This window comes from Thermus sp. NMX2.A1 (genome assembly GCF_000511705.1).
GTDB lineage: Bacteria > Deinococcota > Deinococci > Deinococcales > Thermaceae > Thermus > Thermus scotoductus.
In genome coordinates this window covers 46,002-62,099 of record NZ_ATNI01000027.1, presented here as the reverse complement: position 1 = coordinate 62,099, position 16,098 = coordinate 46,002, and the positions used below count along the sequence as shown (strand labels likewise).

Genomic DNA, 16,098 nt, shown 5'->3' with positions numbered 1-16,098 from the left:
ATAAATCCTTACACGACCAGGTTTTGGCTTGACACTTTGGAGGTTTTTGCTATAATTAGAAAAGACCGGGCTCACAGAAATGGCCAAAGCCTAGTCAAAGGGAGGTAGTGATGAAGAAGCTTATCCTGAGCGGTCTGATGGTTATGGGTTTGGCGCTGGCCCAGGCCCCGTATGTGGGGGGGCATATAGGACTTTTCGGTGGCTCGGGGGTGAACGTCCTAAACGGGGGGATCCATGCTGGCGCTGGTTTGCAAGGTGGTCTCGAGGTGCGGGGTGGAGTTGACTTTACCTCCGCCTTGGGAGTTCTCATCTTGGGCATTAACTCGGATCTCTTGATTAATCTTGGTATGCCCGGCTCCCCGGTTCTCCCATACGGGGGTTTGGGAGGTAACTTCTGGTTCCTTCCTGGAGGAGGAACTGACTTTGGTGTGCATGCCACTTTAGGGATCAAGTATCCTATCTCCGGAACCCCTGCAACGGCATTCCTGGAATTTCAACCCGCATATGCCTTTGGTGGGGGTGGTGTGTTTGTTTATTACCTGAAAGTCGGGGCTAACTACGGCTTCTAAGGGAAACCTGGGTAAGATGGAGGGGATGCGATGGCATCCCCTCTTTTTTCTTGTGCTTCTTGCCTCCTGTGCCCGGCTGGATACCTTGCCTCCGGAGATTGCCTTGGTGAGCCCTTCTGGGGAAGGGGTGGCTCCGGGCAAGGGCTTGATTGCGGAAGGGTATGCCTTTGATGCCTCGGGAGTGGCGGAGGTCTGGGTTAATGGTCAACCCGTGCTACCTGAAGGCGAGAAGGACAAGCGCTTGGCTCAGTTTCGCTTCCGCCTGCAGGCCCCGGCCTCCGGGAAGGTGGAGCTTCTCCTGGAAGCGGAGGATGCCCGGGGAAACCGGGGGGAAAAGCGGGTCCCCCTGGTGCTGGATGCAGCGCCTCCCCGCATCGTGGTGGAGCGGGTGGAGCGGGAGGGGAGCTTGTACCGGGTTTATGGAAGGGTGGAGGACAACGTCCAGGTGGACCGGGTGGTGGTGCGGGTAGGCGGTCGTTTTAATCCCCTTTCCCTTCCCAAGGAGGCCACGGTGGCCTTTTCCGCGGAGGTGCCGGCCGGGGCTGTGCTGCTTGCGGTGGACGCCGCTGGAAACCGCACCAGCCGGCGCATTCCCTAGGGGCAGGGTGTGGTACACTCCTGGGGGCTATGAGGCCTAACGGCGATACCTTGGCGGACTTGGCCCGGGCGTTGAGGGGAACTTCCCTCGAGGCCAGCCAGGTTCCCAGGTTCCGCGAGATCGTAAGGCTTCTCCACCGGCTTCCCCCAGGGCGGGAGCGGGATGGACTTTTGGCCGTGGCCTACCTTAGGCTGTACCAGCTATTGGGCCAGGAGGAGGATTACCTGAGGGGTTACAGCTATGCGCGCACGGCGAAGCTGGAGCCCGTTCGGCTTCTGGGTGAGCGGCTAGGGGAGGGAAAGCGGTGAAGGAGCTTTTGGGTTTGCTGGCGGTTTGGAGCATCGTGCTTTCCGGGTTGGCCCTGGTGACAGGGGTCGTCCTGATCAAGAAGGGGAACAGGGTGGCCCACCATCGGGCCATGTTGACGGCCACTTCCTTGGCCCTCCTTTTCCTGGTGTTCTATCTTGCCAAGTGGGCCCTTCACGGTACCACCGCCTACGGGGGGCCGGAGGCCTGGCGAGGGGCTTACTACTTCCTTCTCATCACCCACACCCTGCTGGCCGCCATCAACGGCCCCTTGGCCCTTTACGTGATCTGGAGGGCTTTTAGGGGGGAGTTCATCCTGCACAAGCGTTGGGCCAGGGTGCTGGTGCCCATTTGGCTGTATGTGGCTGTATCGGGTTGGGTTATTTACCTGGTGTTGAAGCGCTACGGGGTGGAGACAGGCACTATCGCTTTCTAGCGGGCTCCACCACGATCTTTCCTTCCTGGACCCGGGCGATCTCGGGGCCCTGGGTTTCCTGTTCCTCTGGCGCCTGGGCCAAGTGGGCGCCGATGCGCACCTGCTTGGCGGCCAGCTCCAGGGCGAAGATGAAGCGCTCCTCGTCCCCGCCAGCCCCGGCGTGGGCGAGGCCACGCAGCTTGCCCACCACGATCACATCCCCTCCCGCCACCACCTCGGCCCCGGGGTTCACGTCGCCCAGAACCACCACGGTACCGGGGTGCTCCACCCGTTCGCCGGAACGCAGGGTCTTGCTGAGGACCAGGGTGCCGGCGGGAAGGCGGTTTCTGGGAGGGATCAGGGTAAGGGGCCGGCCTAGCTCCAGGAGGGCTTCCAGCACCTTTCCGGATACAGGCCCGGCCACCTCCACCTCGAGGGGAAGGTCTTCGGGCAGCTTGAGGTTCTGGATTTCTTCCGGGGTTTCCCCCCCATCCAGGCGCAGGGCTAGGGCTTTGGGGGTGGCGCGGAGGCGCATGGCGCTATTCTACCTGGCCTGGGCTTCCTCCACCTGCCAGTAGGCGGCCATGACCTTGCGCACCGCGGGAAGGGCCACGCGGCTTCCCTCCCCCCCGTTTTCAAAGAAGGCCACCACCACCAGGGGAGGGTAGGGGGAGCCAGGTTCAGCGGGGCCATAACCCATGTACCAGGCGTGCTCGAGGCCTGCCCGCTTGCCTGGGGTTTCCGCGGTGCCGGTTTTGCCGCCGGTGGGCACGGGAAAGTTCCCGAGGATATGGCGGGCGGTACCCTCCTTCACGGTCTTTCGTAGGCCCTCTTGAAGGATTGTCCAGAAACGTCCGGGAATCGGTTCAAGACGGGGTTTCACCTCCCTTGGGCCGAGGCGTTTGACCAGGTGGAGGGTGGGCTTTTTGCCACCGTTGGCGATGCTGGATAGCATGCGGGCTACCTGGGCTGGGGTGGTGAGGAGGGGGCCCTGCCCGATGGCCAGGGAAAGGGTTTCCCCCGGGTACCAGGGTTCTTTGAAGGCCTCCCGCTTCCATGCCCGGGTGGGGAGAAGCCCCGTTCGCTCGGCGATTTCCAGCCCGGTAGCTTCCCCTAGGCCCAGAAGGCGGGCCCTCGCCGCCAGGCGGTCCACCACCCCCAGGGGGTCCTGGGCCACCGCCTGGTAGTACCAGGTGTTGCAGCTCCAGGCGATGGCCTCCTTGACGGTCATGGGGCCCATATCCCGGGCAGCCCAGTTGCGGCGCACCTGGCCTCCAAAGACGATGTAGGGGCTGCACCGGAAGGTGGTGGAGGGGCTCACGTACCCCTCTTCCAGAAGGGTGTAGCTGGTGGCCAGCTTGAAGGTGGATCCTGGGGTGTAGGGTTGCACCGCCCGGTTCAGAAGGGGAAGGTCCTTATCCTTAAGAAGGGCCTGGACCTCCTGGGGTACGGGCCGCTTGGCGAAAAGGCTCGGATCGAAGGATGGGGCGCTGGCCATGGCCAGAACCTCTCCCGTTTTGGGATTCACGGCCACGATGGCCCCCTTGACCCGGGTGGCGGGGGGAAGACCCTTGGACCTCCGCCCGGCGTTGATGTCGGCCAGGGCTTCCTCCAGGGCCTTTTCCGCCGCTCGCTGGAGGTCCAGGTCCAGGGTGAGGACCACATCCTGCCCCGGGGTGGGTTCCTCCAGGATGGTTTCCCTGAGGCGCTCGCCCCGGACGTTGACCTCCACCGCCTTCACCCCGCGCTTACCCCGGAGGTAGGCCTCGAGGGCAGCCTCGAGGCCTGCCTGGCCCACTTGCTCGTCGGGGCTATATCCCCGCTTCACCTGCTCGGCATTGGCCTGAAGCACATACCCCAGGACGGGGCCCGAGATGGGGTTAGGGTAGGAGCGCTCGATGCGCTCCACCAGCTTGAGGTTCTTCTGCCCAGCGGTGATCTCCGCCAGGGTGGGCAGGAGGTGTTCGGGTACCCCTGCCTTGAGGACCGTGGGGCCTTGGACCTTGGGGAGTTCCTTCAGGCCCAGGAGGGGGAGGAGCCTTTCCTTGAAGGCCACCTCGCCTCCCTCGTACACAAGGTCCACCACCAGCCGGTCCTGGGCGATCACCCGCCCCTTGCGGTCCAGGATGCGGCCCCGGGGGGCGGGGATGCCCTCGGTCTTCAGGTAGTTGCCCTGGCTTCTTAGGGCGTACCGCTCGTGCTCCAACACCTGGAGGTGCCAGGTCCTTAAGGCCAGGAGGCCGAAGGCCAGGAGGAAGAAGAGCATGAGGGCGTAAAGCCGGCTGGTCATGATCGTCGGGAGGAGGGCAGAAAGCGCCAGGCCAGGAGGAGCAGGGGAAGGGTGAAGAGGCCCTCGAGGAGAAGGTCCAGGGGCAAGAGGGAAGGAAGCTCCAGGCGGAGCCAGTAGGCCACCAGGAAGTAGCCCGCCCACTTGGCCAAAAAGGCCCACAGAAAGGAAAAGAGAACCCCAGGGGTTTCTCCCGGAGCCAGGCGGCGGCTTGCCGCATAGAAGGCGTAGCTGGCGCTCAGGAGCCCCACCGCATGGAGGCCCAACAGCCCGTAGCCCAAGAGGTCCTGCACAAGCCCAAGGAAAAAGGCCCAAGGGAGGCCCAGGTAATAGGGAAGGCTACGGGCATAAAGGAGGGCCAGGACCAGGAAGAGGTCCGGGGCCATCAACCCCTGGGGCCAGAGGGCTCCTAGGAATCCGGAGAGCACAAGGGTGAAAAGGAGAAGAATCCCCATCATAAGGGCCTCAGCACGATAACCTCCTCCAGTAGGGAAAGCTCCACCAGAGGCTTGACCCAGGCCCGTAGCTTTAAACCGCCTTGGACGCGCTCGAGGCGTTCCACCCGGCCCACGGGGATCCCGTCCGGGAAAAGGCCCAAGGGAGCCCCGGTGAGCAGGAGGTCTCCCGGAGCCACCTGGACCGTGGGGGGAAACTCCGCCACCAGGTGGTCAGGGGGAACCCCCCGGGCCACTCCCCGCCCGGGGGCCTTTTCCGGCCGCACGCCCACCTGGCTTTCCGGGTCCAGGAGGGTGCGCACCAGGGCCCGGCGTTCCTCCACCTCCACGATGAGCCCCACCAGTCCTTCCGGGGCGGTCACCGGCATGCCCACCCGGAGGCCATCCCGCTCCCCTAGGCCCAGGATCAGGCGGCGGTAAAGGCCGGAGAGGTCCTCCCCCACCACCGGGGCCACCGCCACCACCCCGGGGGCCTGCGAGGCCCGCACCTTGAGGGCCCGGGAAAGGCGTTCCACCTCGAGGCGAAGCCTTCGATTCTCGCTTTCCAGCTGGGCGAGCTGGGCCTTCAGGGAGCGGTTTTCCCCGTAGAGGTCCTGGCGGTTCAGGAGAATGGCGGAGGCAGCCCTCAAGTTCTGCCCCAGGCGGTGGCCCAGGGCGGGCAGGGGAGCGGTGAGGGGGGAAAGGGTGAGGGCAAGGCGGGGGGCAAGGGGGCGCGTTAGGGCCGCCATGGCCAGGCCCAAGGCCAGGAGGAGGAGGAAGAGCCCCCGTCGCAAGGCCACTTCCCTCACGGCCTGAACCCCCTTTCCCAGAGGAGGGCGAAGACCCGGGCCACGGGCAGGCCCACCACCGTGTAGAAATCCCCCTCGATGCCCTCCAGGAGGGCCATTCCCAGGCCTTGGGCCCCGTAGCCCCCTGCCTTGTCCAGGCCTTCGCCGCTCTGCACGTACCAGGCGATTTCCTCCTCGGAAAGGTTGCGGAAGCGGACCCGGGTGGTGTGCACCTCCACCACCAAATCCTGAGGGGTGCGCAGGTAGATGGCGGTGTGGACCTGGTGGGTTCTCCCGGAGAGGAGGCGGAGGAAGAGGTGGTTTTCCACCCGATCCCTGGGCTTGCCGAGGACCCGGCCATCCAGGTCCACCACGGTGTCCGCCGCCAGCACCCACTCCCCCGGCACCTCCCCCCCTTTGCGCCGGGCCAGGGCTAGGGCCAGCTCCCTGGGGTCTTGGGGAAGGTCTTTCCCAGCTTCCTCCACCCTTGGGGGCACCACCTTAAGGGGGAAGCCCAGGGCCTCGCTGCTTCGCGTAGCGAACAATGCCTCGAGGAGAGCCCTGCGCCTGGGGCTTCCCGAGGCCAGGGTCAGCACTAAAGGGGTTGCCCTTCCCGCCATAACCTTAGGATCTCCTCCCGGTAGCGTTCCGCCAGGGCGGGGCTTTGCAGGATCAGAAGGTTCTCGTTGTTCACCTGCCAGGCCCTGGCGGTGAAGTTGTAGCTTCCCGTGATCACAAAGGTACCGTCGATCACCATCACCTTGTGGTGGAGGGTGTAAGGGTTGCTGTCCTTCCGTACCGCCACCCCGGCCCGCAGGAGGTCGTCTTCCCGGCTATCCCCAAGGTTGCGGGTTTCCAAAAGAACCTGCACCCCCACCCCTCTCTTCTGGGCCTGGACCAGGGATTCCACCACCCCCCGGTCCGTGACCACGAAGGCCGCCACCAGGATTTCTTTCCTGGCAGCCCTGAGTCTTTCCAGAAGAGCCTCCCGGCCCAGCGCACCTCCCTTGGGGCTGAAGTAGGCGGTGCCCTCGGCCGGAATGCCCTTTTCCGGGGAAAGGTGGAAGGCAGCTGGTTTTCCCAGGCCTTCCTTGGTGCCCTCGAAGAGGGCGGTGAACTCCCCCGCATAGCCCTGGGCCAGGGTGGAAGAAGGCAGGAGGAGGCTGTTTTCGTTGTTCCGGGCGAAGGCATTCCAGGTCATGTTGGTGCTTCCCGTCCAGACCGCCTGCCCGTCCACCACCAAGAACTTGTGGTGCATGAAGCCTTCCCGTTCGTCAAAGCACACGGGAATCCCCACGATCTCCTCGCAGTCCAGGGACAAAGGTCGGATGCGCTCCCGGAGGGCCGCCTGGGGCACGCGGGGGGTTTCCCCTTGCTGGCCCAGGGCCCCACCCACCAGGTAGCGGCGGAAGTCGTTTCGGTAATCGCTTTCCCCGTAGAGCCTCACCCTCACCCCCCGCTCCTTGGCCCTGAGCAAGGCCTTGGCGATCTCCAGGTCGCGAAACTCGTAGAAGGCCCCATCCAGGCTTTCCTTGGCTCCGTCCATGATGGCGATGAGCCGGGCCTTGGCAGCCTCCCCTTCCCGGGGCATGAAGTAGACCTCCACGCCCCCTGCTTCCACCTGTGGGGGAGGTGGGGGGAGGCCTGGACGGAGCTCCTGGAAAAGCCAAAGGAGGAGGATGACCAGGAGTATTAAATAGCCGGGAACCCCGGCCAGGGTGGGCTTTTTCCGCCGCCTTTTAGTACCCATCCCCATCTTCCCCCTTCACCAGGGCCACCCCACTGGAGGTACCCAGCCGGGTGGCCCCCGCCTCGAGGAGCTTGATGGCGGTTTCCCGGTTGCGGATGCCGCCTGCGGCCTTGACCTGGGCCCGGCCCCGGGCCACCCTTACCAGGAGCTCCACGTCCTCCAGGCTGGCCCCCCGGGGTCCAAAGCCGGTGGAGGTTTTCAGGAAGTCGGCCCCGCCCTGGATGGCCGCCTCGGCCAGGTTTTCAAGATAGCCCCTACGGGGCTGACCCTGGGCTTCAGGGGTGAAGTAGCCTGTTTCCAGGATCACCTTGAGCACCGCCTTGGGTGCTGCCTGGCGCACGGTGCGGACTTCTTCCTCGATATAGGCGTAATCCCCGGCCGAGGCCCGGCCCAGGTGGATCACCATATCGACCTCATCGGCTCCCTGGGCGATGGCCAAGGCTGCCTCGAGGGCCTTGACTTCCTGGGCCTGGTAGCCCAGGGGAAAGCCCACCACGGTTACCAGGCGAAAGGGAGCATGGGGGTAACGCTCCCGCACCAGGGGAACATAGGATGGAGGAATGCAGAGGCCGAAAAACCCGTGTTCCAGGGCTTCCTCCGCCACCTTCAGGATTTCCTCCGGGGTGGCGGTGGGTTTTAAGAGGGTGTGGTCAATGTGGGCGGCCAGGTCCATACCCTGCCATCATACGCAAGGGATGTGATAGGATGAAAAGAGGCCCCTAGCTGGGGCTTTTTTTGAGGTCGAGATGCTGGCTGTGGGAATCGTCGGTCTACCCAACGTGGGCAAGTCCACCCTCTTTAACGCCCTAACCCGGGCACAGGCTTTGGCGGCCAACTACCCCTTCGCCACCATTGACAAGAACGTGGGCGTGGTATCCCTGGAGGACGAAAGGCTTTACGCCCTGCAGAGGGTCTTCGCCAAGGGGGATCGGAAGCCTCCCGTCGTCCCTACCCACGTGGAGTTCGTGGACATCGCGGGCTTGGTCAAGGGGGCCCACAGGGGGGAAGGCCTCGGCAACCAGTTTCTGGCCCACATCCGCGAGGTGGCGGCCATCGCCCACGTGCTCCGGTGCTTTCCCGATCCCGATGTGGTGCACGTGATGGGCCGGGTGGATCCCCTGGAGGATGCGGAGGTGGTGGAAACCGAGCTTCTCCTGGCCGATCTCGCCACCTGGGAAAAGCGGCTTGAGCGGCTTAGGAAGGAAGCCCGGGCCAACCGGGATCTGGTCCCCACCCTCGAGGCGGCGGAAGCCCTTTACACCCACCTGCAAGGGGGAAAGCCCGCCCGCACCTTCCTCTTAAACGGAGAGCAGGGAGAGGATGCCGAGCTTCGCCGCCTGCTTAAGGAAACCCCCCTCCTTACCGCCAAGCCGGTGATCTACGTGGCCAACGTGGGCGAGGAGGACCTACCCGAGGGGGAGGGCAACCCCCACGTGCAGGCGGTGCGGGAAAGGGCCAAGGCCGAGGGGGCCGAGGTGGTGGTGGTTTCCGCCCGGCTGGAGGCGGAGCTGGCCGAGCTTTCCCCAGAGGAAGCACGAGAGCTTCTTGCCGCCTACGGCTTAAGGGAAAGCGGCCTCCAGCGCCTGGCCCAGGCGGGGTATAGAGCCCTTGGCCTCATCACCTTCTTTACCGCCGGGGAGAAGGAGGTGCGGGCCTGGACGGTGCGCCGGGGAACCAAGGCCCCGGAGGCGGCGGGGGAGATCCACTCCGACATGGAAAAGGGCTTCATCCGGGCTGAGGTCATTCCCTGGGACAAGCTGGTGGAGGCTGGGGGATGGGCCAAGGCCAAGGAAAGGGGTTGGGTGCGCCTCGAGGGCAAGGAGTACGAGGTTCAGGATGGGGATGTCCTCTACGTTCTCTTCAACGTGTGATCCCCTCCGGGCTTGGCCGAGGCTAACCTAAGGGGGATTTGACGGGAGGTCCTCTTTGCCCTACAATCTGGGTGGCTTTGCCCCTTAGGGCAGACACCTTGTGCGCTGGGGCGTCGTCTAATGGCAGGACAGCGGACTTTGGATCCGCCGGTCGTGGTTCGAGTCCACGCGCCCCAGCCAGATTTTTTCACATCCTTTTCGCAACCCTTAGATAAACTGGCCCCGTGGCGACGGATTATCCGGGGCTTCTCCTATTAAGCCGCAACGATGCCCTGCGGGCCTATGTGGACCTGGTGCTTTCCGAGCGGGGCATCCCCGTCCGCCACTTTGACCTGGCCCGGGAAGGCCTCTTTTGGCTGTTGGACCACACGCCCAGGTATGTGCTTTTGGACCAGGATCTGGACGTGGATCCCTTTGCCGTGGCCGCGCGCATCCGGCATGTGCGCCGGCTTAAGGAAGTGCCCTTGGCGGTGCTCATAGAGCCCACCGAAAAGCTTAGGACTACCGCCGAGGTGGTGCGGGTGATGGCCATAGAAAAACCCCTCACCCGGGACAAGCTCTTCCGCTTTTTGGGTTTGGGGTAGGCCCATGTAAACTGAGGGCCGTGCGGGTGTTCCGCTTCCTCCTCCTGTCCCTGGCCGGCCTTTTGGCGGGAGCGGTCCTGGCTTTAGGCTATCTGGCCTACGCCTACACCCGTGACCTTCCCGACCTCTCCCAGTTCGATCGGCTGCGCCTCACCGCCACCTCCACCCTCTACGCCCGGGACGGCACCCCCCTGGCCCAGATTGCCAGCGTGGAGGAGGGAAGGGCCATCCACCGGAGCCTGGTGCGGCTTTCTGAGGTTTCCCCGGCGGCGGTGGCGGCGGTGGTTTTTTCGGAGGACCGCCGCTATTTCCAGCACTATGGGGTGGATTTCGTGCGCCTTCTAGGGGCTCTCTACGCCATCCTTCGGGGGGATCTTCAGGGGGGGAGCACCATCACCACCCAGGTGATCAAAAACACCCTCCTCAAGGAGCTGGCCCAGGCCCGTTCCCTGGAGCGCAAGTTCAAGGAGTGGGCCCTGGCCCTCGAGCTGGAGAGGCGCTACACCAAGGAGGAGATCCTGGAGATGTACCTGAACGTGGTGCCCTGGGGAGGCAACGCCGTGGGCATCAAGGGGGCGGCGGAGGCCTATTTCGGTAAGGACCCTGCTGCCTTGACCCTGGCAGAAGGCCTTTATTTGGCCTCCTTGATCCCGGCTCCCAACGCCCGCTACCAGGACCTCAAGGGGGTGCGGGAGCGGATGCGCCTGCTTCTGGACCAGATGGTGGCCGAGGGCTGGGTGAGCCCGGAGGTGGCCGAGGCTGCCTGGCGGGAGCCCCTTGCCCCCAAGGGGTGGGAGGTGCGCTACGACGGGGAGGGAAACCTCCTGGAGGCCAGGCTGGTGGATCCCGAGGCCCGCATCCTCAGGCAGCTGGACTACCGGATGGCCCCCCATTTCGTCCTCGAGGTGCGCCGCTTCCTCGAGGCCCGCTTCGGGAAGGAAAAGGTCTACGGCGAGGGGGGGCTTAAGGTGTACACCACCTTGGACCCAGCCATGCAACGGGCGGCGGAGGCCGCGGCCAAGGGAGCCAGGCTGCCGGAGGGGGCGGAGCTGGCCATCGTGGGCCTGGATCCCGAAACGGGGGAGGTGCTGGCCCTGGTGGGGGGGGTAAGGCGGGAGGGGGATGAGTACAACCGGGCCACCCGGGCCCTGCGCAACCCCGGGAGTGCGGTGAAACCCTTTGTCTACGCCACCGCCTTGGAGGAGGGTTGGACCCAGGCCACCTTGGTTCCCGATCGCCCCCTGGAGTTTCCCGATCCCAGCCAGAAGGGAGGGGTATGGCGGCCCAAGAACTTCTCCGGCACCTTTCTTAACCGGGAGATCACCGTGCGCTATGCCTTGGACCTCTCCCTCAACCTGCCCGCCATCTACACCGCCCAGGCCATAGGGGTGGAGAAGGTGGCGAGAAAACTGTCCCAGGCGGGTTTTGCGGTGAAGTATCCCACCCTGGCCATCGCCATCGGGGGAGCCTCCATCACCCCGGTGGACCTGGCGGCGGCCTATGCCGCCTTTGCCAACGGGGGTTACCGGGTTACTCCCATCTACGTGAAGCGGGTGGAGGATGCCCAAGGGCAGGTGCTTTACCAGGCTCTTCCGGAACGGCAGCGCCTCTTTGATCCCCAGGTGGCCTACCAGGGGTGGGACCTCCTGAAGGGATATGTCTACGACCTGGGGGAAAAGGGTCTGGCCAAAAGGGCCCGCATCCCCGGGCGGGTGGTGGGGGGAAAGACCGGCACCACCAACGAGGCCCGGGACCTGTGGTTTGCCGGGGTGACTCGAGGGCTTTCCGCAGTGGTCTGGGTGGGCCGGGATGACAACAAGCCCTTGCGCATGGGAGGGAGGGAGCCTTCCAGCTCCGTGGTCAACCCCCCCATCTGGCGGGAGTTCGTGGCGGGGGCCCTGAGGGGAAGGCCTGGAGGGGATTTCCCCCCGCCTGCAGGCCTGGTGCAGGTGGGGATGGATCTCCTCTCAGGCCAGCCTTCCCAGGAAGGGGTAAAGGTCTGGTTCCCCCAGGGGAAGGTACCCGTGCTTCCCCTGCAGGCTTCGCCCTCGGAGGGAACGGGGCTTCTTCAGGAAGCCCCCCCGGCTGGGGTGGCGCCTACGGACTACCCTCCGGGTTCTAACGAGGAGGCTTCCCCTACTCCCCCACCTGGGCAGTGAGGACCTCGAGGAGGAGGCTGTGCTGGAACGCGTGCGCATCGTCTTGGTGGAACCCCAGGAGCCCATGAACGTGGGGGCGGTGGCCCGGGCCATGCGGAACTTTGGCCTTTCGCGGCTTTACCTGGTGAATCCCTCGCCCCGGGTGGGCCCTCCGTGGGCCCGGGAGGCCTACTGGCTGGCGGTGCATGCCGAGGAGGTGCTGGACCGGGCGGTGGCGGTGGGAAGCCTTGGGGAGGCCCTCCAGGGGGTGAGCTTCGTGGTGGCCACCACGGGAAGGCCCCGGGAGCTTTACCCGGCCCCGGTGGTGACGGCCCGGGAGGTGCCGGCCCACGTGCTTTCCATAAGGGGAGAGGTTGCCCTGGTCTTTGGCCGGGAAACCTTTGGGCTCACCAACGAGGAGCTGGACCTGGCCCACCTCATCGGTACCATCCCCACCGCTCCCGAGCAGCCTTCCTTGAACCTGGCCCAGGCGGTGGTGGTCTTTGCCTACGAGCTTTACCAGGCCTGGTTGCAGCAGGGCAGTACGGTATCCCAGGGGGAACTGGCGGATGTGGCGGCCCTCGAGGGATTCTTCGCCGATTTGGGGCGGTATGTGCTGGAGATCGGGTTCACCGACGAACACCGCCACCCTTACGCCATGCGCCGCCTGCGGCGCATCTTCCACAAGGCCCAGCTTTCCCCTGGGGAGGTGCAGCTTCTCAGGGGGCTTCTGCATCAAAGCCGGTATGCGGTAGCCTCCGCCCTGAAAAAGGAGGGTACGAAGGGGAAGGATGGCTAGCCACAGCCTTTACCGATTGGTGCGCCTGGCCCAGCGGCTTTTGCCGCCCCTGATCGCCTCGGTGGTGGTGGTCTTTGAGCTGGCCCTTCTGCCCTACCGGCACGTGGATAGCCTCCTCTGGCTACGGCTTGGCTTTTACGGCCTGGTGGGGCCTCTGGTCACCTATGCGGTGCTGGAGTGGATCGCCCAGGAAACCCTGGAGAAGGTGCGGGCGGAAAGGGCTTTGGAGGAGGCTAACCGCCGCCTTTTGGCGGCAGGGCGGGTGTTCCGCGAGGCCTTGGAGAGCGAGAACCTGGAGGAGGCGGTCTCCCGCATCGCCCGGGCTTTGGGGGAGACCCTGGGGTACCCTGTGGCCCTCGAGGCCGAGGGGGTCCATGCCGGGGAGGAATGCGGGGGGATGCGGGTGGAGCTTCCGGGTTTGAAAGGGTACCTGGAAGCCTGCCCTCCGGAGCCGGAAAGGGTCTTTCTAGAAGTGCTGGCCCACGAGGTGGCCGGGGCCTTGCAGTCGGTGGTGGCCCGAAGCCGCGACCGCCTCACCCTCTTTGAGGTGGACCAGGCCCTTAAGGCGGAGGCCAACCTGGACCGCCTCCTGGAAGGGCTTCTGGAGCGGATCCAGGCCTGGGCGGAGGCGGAGGGGGGTGGGGTTCTCCTGATGGACGAGGAGGGGTTTTTGGTACCCCGGGTGGTGCGGAACCTGGCCCTGCCCTCCCATCCCTTCCTGCCGGATGGCGTTTGGAAGGGGAGCCTCGAGGGGCCGGTGTTCGTGGATGAGGAAACCCTGGCCCTGCCCCTAAAGGCCAGGGAGACGGTGGGGGTGCTGGTCCTTAAGGGCAAGGGCCTTTCCCGGCGGATTCCTTTCCTCTCCTTCCTGGCCTCCCAGGTGGCCTTGGCGGTGCGCAACGCCCAGGCGTACCTCAGGGCGGAGGAGCTGGCCATCAACGAGGAGCGCACCCGCATCGCCCGGGAGATCCACGACGGCATTGCCCAGAGCCTGGCCTTCATGGCCTTGAAGCTGGATCTGGCGGAGAGGCTTCTTGCCAAGGACCAGGAGGCGGCCCTGAAGGCCTTGGCCGAGGTGAAGGAGACCCTGAGGGCGCAGATCCGGGAGGTGCGCCGGAGCATCTTCGCCCTGAGGCCCATCGACCTGGAGCGCTACGGCTTCCTGGAATCCGTGCGCCGCTACGCCCAGGCCTTTGCCGAGCAGGCGGGCTTTCGGGTGCAGCTTGCCTTGCCGGAGGGAGTGGGGCTTTCCCAGGCCAGCGAGCTGGTCCTCTTCCGGGTTCTGCAGGAGGCCCTCACCAATGCCGCCAAGCACGGCAAGCCCAGCCGGGTGGAGGTGGAACTCCTCCCCTTGGGGGAGCGGGGGGCGCGGCTGGTGGTGCGGGACAACGGGAAGGGGTTCCAAAACGCCGAGGCCCAGGGCTTAGGTGGGTTTGGCCTCACGCAGATGCGGGAGCGGGTGGAGGCCCGGGGTGGGCGCTTTCAGGTGCGTTCGGAGCCGGGAAAGGGTACGGAGGTGGTGGCGGAGGTTCCTTACTGAGGACCTGCTTATCATGGGAGGCATGGACCGTCCCGTACGGGTGCTTTTTGTCTGCTTGGGGAATATCTGCCGAAGCCCCATGGCGGAAGGAGCGTTCCGCAAACTCATCCGGGAGCGGGGCCTCGAGGCCCGGTTTGAGGTGGATTCCGCCGGCACGGGGGCTTGGCACGCCGGGGAGCCCATGGATCCCCGGGCCCGCAAGGTGCTGGAGCGGGAAGGGGCCTACTTTCCCCATGTGGCCCGGCAGATGACCCGGGAGGATGCCCTCCACTACGACCACATCCTGGTGATGGACCGGGAGAACCTGGTGGAGGTGCAAAGGCGTTTCCCCGAGGCCAGGGAGAAGGTCCACCTCCTCCTGGACTACCTGGGCGGGGGGGAGGTGCCGGACCCGTACTACGGGGACCTGGAGGACTGCCAAGAGGTCTACTGGATGGTGGAAGCGGCTGCCAGGGCTTTCCTGGACCGCCTTTTGGGGGAGGATGGACCCCAGGAAACTTCTTGAACGGGCGGGGCTTGAGGCCAAGGGTGTGCCTCAGTCCCTCTACGGTGGGGATATTTCCCGGGTATACCGCCTGGGGGCCTATGTGGTGAAGCTTGCGCCGAACCCACCTTTAGGCCTCTTCCCCGCGGAAGCCCGGGGGCTTAAGGCCCTGGCCGAGCGGGGGGTGCGGGTGCCCCGGGTATTCTTTGCCTCGGAAGAGGGATTGATCCTGGAATATCTGCCGGAAGGACCACCCGATTGGGAGGGCCTGGCCCGCATGTTGGCGGGGCTACACCGCCAGCGCGAAGCGGTTTACCGGGCCGAGGCGGGGTTTTTGGGCACCTTTCCCCTGCCGGGCGGGGAGGGGAGGGAGTGGACGGAGTTCTTCTTTTCGCGGCGCATAGAGCCTCTCTTGCAGGCCACTTGGGACCGCCTCGAGGGCCTTGGTCCCAGGGTGGAAGCCCTCTTTCAGAGGCCCCTGCCCGCCGAGGGGCCTGCACCCCTGCACGGGGATCTTTGGCACGGCAACCTTCGGTTTACCCCGGAGGGACCTGCCCTCTTGGATCCTTCCTTTTTCGTGGGGGAGCGGGGGGTGGACCTGGCCATGATGCGCCTATTCGGAGGGTTTCCCAAAGTTTTCTGGCAGGCTTACCAGGCACTATACCCCATTCCGGAGGAGGTGGAGGAGGCCCTGCCCCAGTACCAGGTCTACTACCTCCTGGCCCACGTGCACTTCTTCGGCAAGGGCTACCTCGGTTCCCTATGGAAGGCGATTTCCGCCTCTTAGGTCCCATTGACTGGCTGCAACTCCTCGCCCAGGGGGGGAAGACCGGGGTTTTTGCCGTGGAGGCAGGGGGTGGAAGGGGGGAGGTTTACCTGGAGCAGGGCCGGCCCGTCCATGCGGTGTTCGGGGAGAAGGTGGGGCAGGAGGCCTTGCTGGAGGTGCTGGCGTTGAAGGAGGGGCGCTTTCGCTTCTTGCTTGCCGTGCGCCCTCCCTTGAGTTCCCTGGAAGGCCCCCTCGAGGCCTACCTCTTGCAAGCGATCCGCCTCCTGGACGAGCGGGTGGAGGTGGGTCCCTTTGACCTGGTGCGGCCGGGGTCCCGGGCCCAGGCGGTCCAAAGCACCCTGGACCCCGTGGAGCTTTCCCTCCTCCTGGCCCTGGGCAGTGGCCAAAGCCCCCTGGACCTGGCCTCCCGCCTGGCCCTGTCCCTGGGGGAGGTCCTGAGGCGCCTGGGCCACCTGGCCCGGCTGCGCCTGGTGGAGGTATTCCCCCGGGTGCCGCGCACGGCCCGGCTTCGGGTGGCCCTGGGGCGGCAGGGGGCGCAGGTGGATGCCTTGCTGCTTTCCTCTTGGCGGGAGCATTACGGCCCCTTTCAGCGGGTAAGGGCGAAGGCCCAGAAAGAAGTACTCCTTCTTGTGGAAGGTGCGGAGGGCTTAGGGGTGGAGATCCGCCTTGCGCCGGAGCTGCTTCTCTTCCACGGGCTTCAGGTGGGGGAGGAGGTCTTGGTGTGGCCGGAAGTGTGAAGCATGGTATC

General features: G+C 65.3%; 19 protein-coding genes and 1 tRNA gene. 13 read left to right on the top strand and 7 right to left on the bottom strand.

Annotation, left to right across the window (positions count from 1 at the left end):
• Positions 1-110 precede the first annotated feature (110 nt).
• The 4 genes from TNMX_RS01990 to TNMX_RS01975 are packed head-to-tail and all read left to right on the top strand — an operon-like array spanning position 111 to position 1,909.
• The gene (locus TNMX_RS01990; protein WP_038028939.1) at positions 111-569 is read left to right on the top strand and encodes a hypothetical protein; all 459 of its coding nucleotides are present in this window, start codon (positions 111-113) and stop codon (positions 567-569) included.
• Positions 570-594: 25 nt separating this feature from the next.
• Complete coding sequence (locus TNMX_RS01985) at positions 595-1,167, top strand: hypothetical protein (RefSeq protein WP_038028963.1); 573 nt, start codon at positions 595-597, stop codon at positions 1,165-1,167.
• Positions 1,168-1,196: 29 nt separating this feature from the next.
• Positions 1,197-1,475 carry a hypothetical protein gene (locus TNMX_RS01980; protein ID WP_038028934.1) on the top strand — a complete coding sequence of 93 codons (279 nt, stop codon included), beginning with the start codon at positions 1,197-1,199 and terminating at the stop codon, positions 1,473-1,475.
• Positions 1,472-1,909 carry a DUF420 domain-containing protein gene (locus TNMX_RS01975; protein WP_038028931.1) on the top strand — a complete coding sequence of 146 codons (438 nt, stop codon included), beginning with the start codon at positions 1,472-1,474 and terminating at the stop codon, positions 1,907-1,909. Before TNMX_RS01980 ends, TNMX_RS01975 begins: the two co-directional genes overlap by 4 nt.
• Here TNMX_RS01975 and minC read toward each other — a convergent pair.
• From minC to deoC, 7 genes are read right to left on the bottom strand one after another with little or no spacing between them, the layout of a single operon-like run.
• Positions 1,896-2,423: a septum site-determining protein MinC gene (gene minC / locus TNMX_RS01970; RefSeq protein ID WP_038028929.1), complete on the bottom strand. Its 528-nt coding sequence runs from the start codon at positions 2,421-2,423 to the stop codon at positions 1,896-1,898. The genes TNMX_RS01975 and minC overlap by 14 nt on opposite strands.
• 9 nt (positions 2,424-2,432) lie before the next feature.
• Positions 2,433-4,178 (bottom strand): penicillin-binding transpeptidase domain-containing protein, encoded by a 1,746-nt coding sequence (locus TNMX_RS01965; protein WP_038028927.1) that lies wholly within the window; start codon positions 4,176-4,178, stop codon positions 2,433-2,435.
• A complete protein-coding gene (mreD, locus tag TNMX_RS01960; RefSeq protein ID WP_038028925.1) occupies positions 4,175-4,633 on the bottom strand; it encodes a rod shape-determining protein MreD in 459 nt (152 codons plus the stop codon). The genes TNMX_RS01965 and mreD overlap by 4 nt, the downstream gene beginning before the upstream one ends.
• Complete coding sequence (gene mreC, locus TNMX_RS01955; protein WP_038028924.1) at positions 4,630-5,418, bottom strand: rod shape-determining protein MreC; 789 nt, start codon at positions 5,416-5,418, stop codon at positions 4,630-4,632. Before mreC ends, mreD begins: the two co-directional genes overlap by 4 nt.
• Complete coding sequence (locus TNMX_RS01950; RefSeq protein WP_038028922.1) at positions 5,415-6,017, bottom strand: nucleoside triphosphate pyrophosphatase; 603 nt, start codon at positions 6,015-6,017, stop codon at positions 5,415-5,417. Before TNMX_RS01950 ends, mreC begins: the two co-directional genes overlap by 4 nt.
• Complete coding sequence (locus tag TNMX_RS01945) at positions 5,993-7,147, bottom strand: phospholipase D-like domain-containing protein (protein ID WP_172640096.1); 1,155 nt, start codon at positions 7,145-7,147, stop codon at positions 5,993-5,995. Before TNMX_RS01945 ends, TNMX_RS01950 begins: the two co-directional genes overlap by 25 nt.
• On the bottom strand, positions 7,137-7,820 hold the full coding sequence (gene deoC, locus TNMX_RS01940) for a deoxyribose-phosphate aldolase (RefSeq protein WP_015717406.1): 684 nt from the start codon (positions 7,818-7,820) through the stop codon (positions 7,137-7,139). The genes TNMX_RS01945 and deoC overlap by 11 nt, the downstream gene beginning before the upstream one ends.
• Positions 7,821-7,893: 73 nt before the next feature.
• Between deoC and ychF the strand changes: the two genes are divergently transcribed.
• The 9 genes from ychF (at position 7,894) to TNMX_RS01895 (ending at position 16,087) form a co-directional block, all read left to right on the top strand.
• The gene (ychF, locus tag TNMX_RS01935; RefSeq protein WP_015717405.1) at positions 7,894-9,018 is read left to right on the top strand and encodes a redox-regulated ATPase YchF; all 1,125 of its coding nucleotides are present in this window, start codon (positions 7,894-7,896) and stop codon (positions 9,016-9,018) included.
• 106 nt (positions 9,019-9,124) lie between these two features.
• A tRNA-Gln gene (locus TNMX_RS01930) sits at positions 9,125-9,198 on the top strand.
• 44 nt (positions 9,199-9,242) lie between these two features.
• Positions 9,243-9,602, top strand: a complete 360-nt coding sequence (locus TNMX_RS01925) for a hypothetical protein (protein WP_015717404.1) — start codon at positions 9,243-9,245, stop codon at positions 9,600-9,602.
• A gap of 20 nt (positions 9,603-9,622) precedes the next feature.
• The gene (locus TNMX_RS01920; protein ID WP_038028917.1) at positions 9,623-11,761 is read left to right on the top strand and encodes a transglycosylase domain-containing protein; all 2,139 of its coding nucleotides are present in this window, start codon (positions 9,623-9,625) and stop codon (positions 11,759-11,761) included.
• Positions 11,762-11,783: 22 nt separating this feature from the next.
• Entirely contained in the window at positions 11,784-12,539 is a 756-nt protein-coding gene (locus TNMX_RS01915; protein WP_026329089.1) for an RNA methyltransferase, read from the top strand.
• A complete protein-coding gene (locus tag TNMX_RS01910; protein ID WP_038028915.1) occupies positions 12,532-14,079 on the top strand; it encodes a sensor histidine kinase in 1,548 nt (515 codons plus the stop codon). Before TNMX_RS01915 ends, TNMX_RS01910 begins: the two co-directional genes overlap by 8 nt.
• A 13-nt stretch (positions 14,080-14,092) precedes the next feature.
• Positions 14,093-14,584 (top strand): low molecular weight protein-tyrosine-phosphatase, encoded by a 492-nt coding sequence (locus tag TNMX_RS01905; RefSeq protein ID WP_019551309.1) that lies wholly within the window; start codon positions 14,093-14,095, stop codon positions 14,582-14,584.
• A complete protein-coding gene (locus TNMX_RS01900; protein ID WP_038028912.1) occupies positions 14,562-15,350 on the top strand; it encodes a fructosamine kinase family protein in 789 nt (262 codons plus the stop codon). The genes TNMX_RS01905 and TNMX_RS01900 overlap by 23 nt, the downstream gene beginning before the upstream one ends.
• Positions 15,326-16,087 (top strand): DUF4388 domain-containing protein, encoded by a 762-nt coding sequence (locus TNMX_RS01895; RefSeq protein WP_015717398.1) that lies wholly within the window; start codon positions 15,326-15,328, stop codon positions 16,085-16,087. The genes TNMX_RS01900 and TNMX_RS01895 overlap by 25 nt, the downstream gene beginning before the upstream one ends.
• The last annotated feature ends 11 nt before the right edge of the window (positions 16,088-16,098 follow it).

Coding starts and splice junctions, on each gene's coding strand:
- TNMX_RS01990 (WP_038028939.1), top strand. CDS start 111: ATGAAGAAGCTTATCCTGAGCGGTCTGATGGTTATGGGTTTGGCGCTG.
- TNMX_RS01985 (WP_038028963.1), top strand. CDS start 595: ATGCGATGGCATCCCCTCTTTTTTCTTGTGCTTCTTGCCTCCTGTGCC.
- TNMX_RS01980 (WP_038028934.1), top strand. CDS start 1,197: ATGAGGCCTAACGGCGATACCTTGGCGGACTTGGCCCGGGCGTTGAGG.
- minC (WP_038028929.1), bottom strand. CDS start 2,423: ATGCGCCTCCGCGCCACCCCCAAAGCCCTAGCCCTGCGCCTGGATGGG.
- TNMX_RS01965 (WP_038028927.1), bottom strand. CDS start 4,178: ATGACCAGCCGGCTTTACGCCCTCATGCTCTTCTTCCTCCTGGCCTTC.
- mreD (WP_038028925.1), bottom strand. CDS start 4,633: ATGATGGGGATTCTTCTCCTTTTCACCCTTGTGCTCTCCGGATTCCTA.
- TNMX_RS01950 (WP_038028922.1), bottom strand. CDS start 6,017: ATGGCGGGAAGGGCAACCCCTTTAGTGCTGACCCTGGCCTCGGGAAGC.
- TNMX_RS01945 (WP_172640096.1), bottom strand. CDS start 7,147: ATGGGTACTAAAAGGCGGCGGAAAAAGCCCACCCTGGCCGGGGTTCCC.
- deoC (WP_015717406.1), bottom strand. CDS start 7,820: ATGGACCTGGCCGCCCACATTGACCACACCCTCTTAAAACCCACCGCC.
- ychF (WP_015717405.1), top strand. CDS start 7,894: ATGCTGGCTGTGGGAATCGTCGGTCTACCCAACGTGGGCAAGTCCACC.
- TNMX_RS01910 (WP_038028915.1), top strand. CDS start 12,532: ATGGCTAGCCACAGCCTTTACCGATTGGTGCGCCTGGCCCAGCGGCTT.
- TNMX_RS01905 (WP_019551309.1), top strand. CDS start 14,093: ATGGGAGGCATGGACCGTCCCGTACGGGTGCTTTTTGTCTGCTTGGGG.
- TNMX_RS01900 (WP_038028912.1), top strand. CDS start 14,562: ATGGACCCCAGGAAACTTCTTGAACGGGCGGGGCTTGAGGCCAAGGGT.
- TNMX_RS01895 (WP_015717398.1), top strand. CDS start 15,326: ATGGAAGGCGATTTCCGCCTCTTAGGTCCCATTGACTGGCTGCAACTC.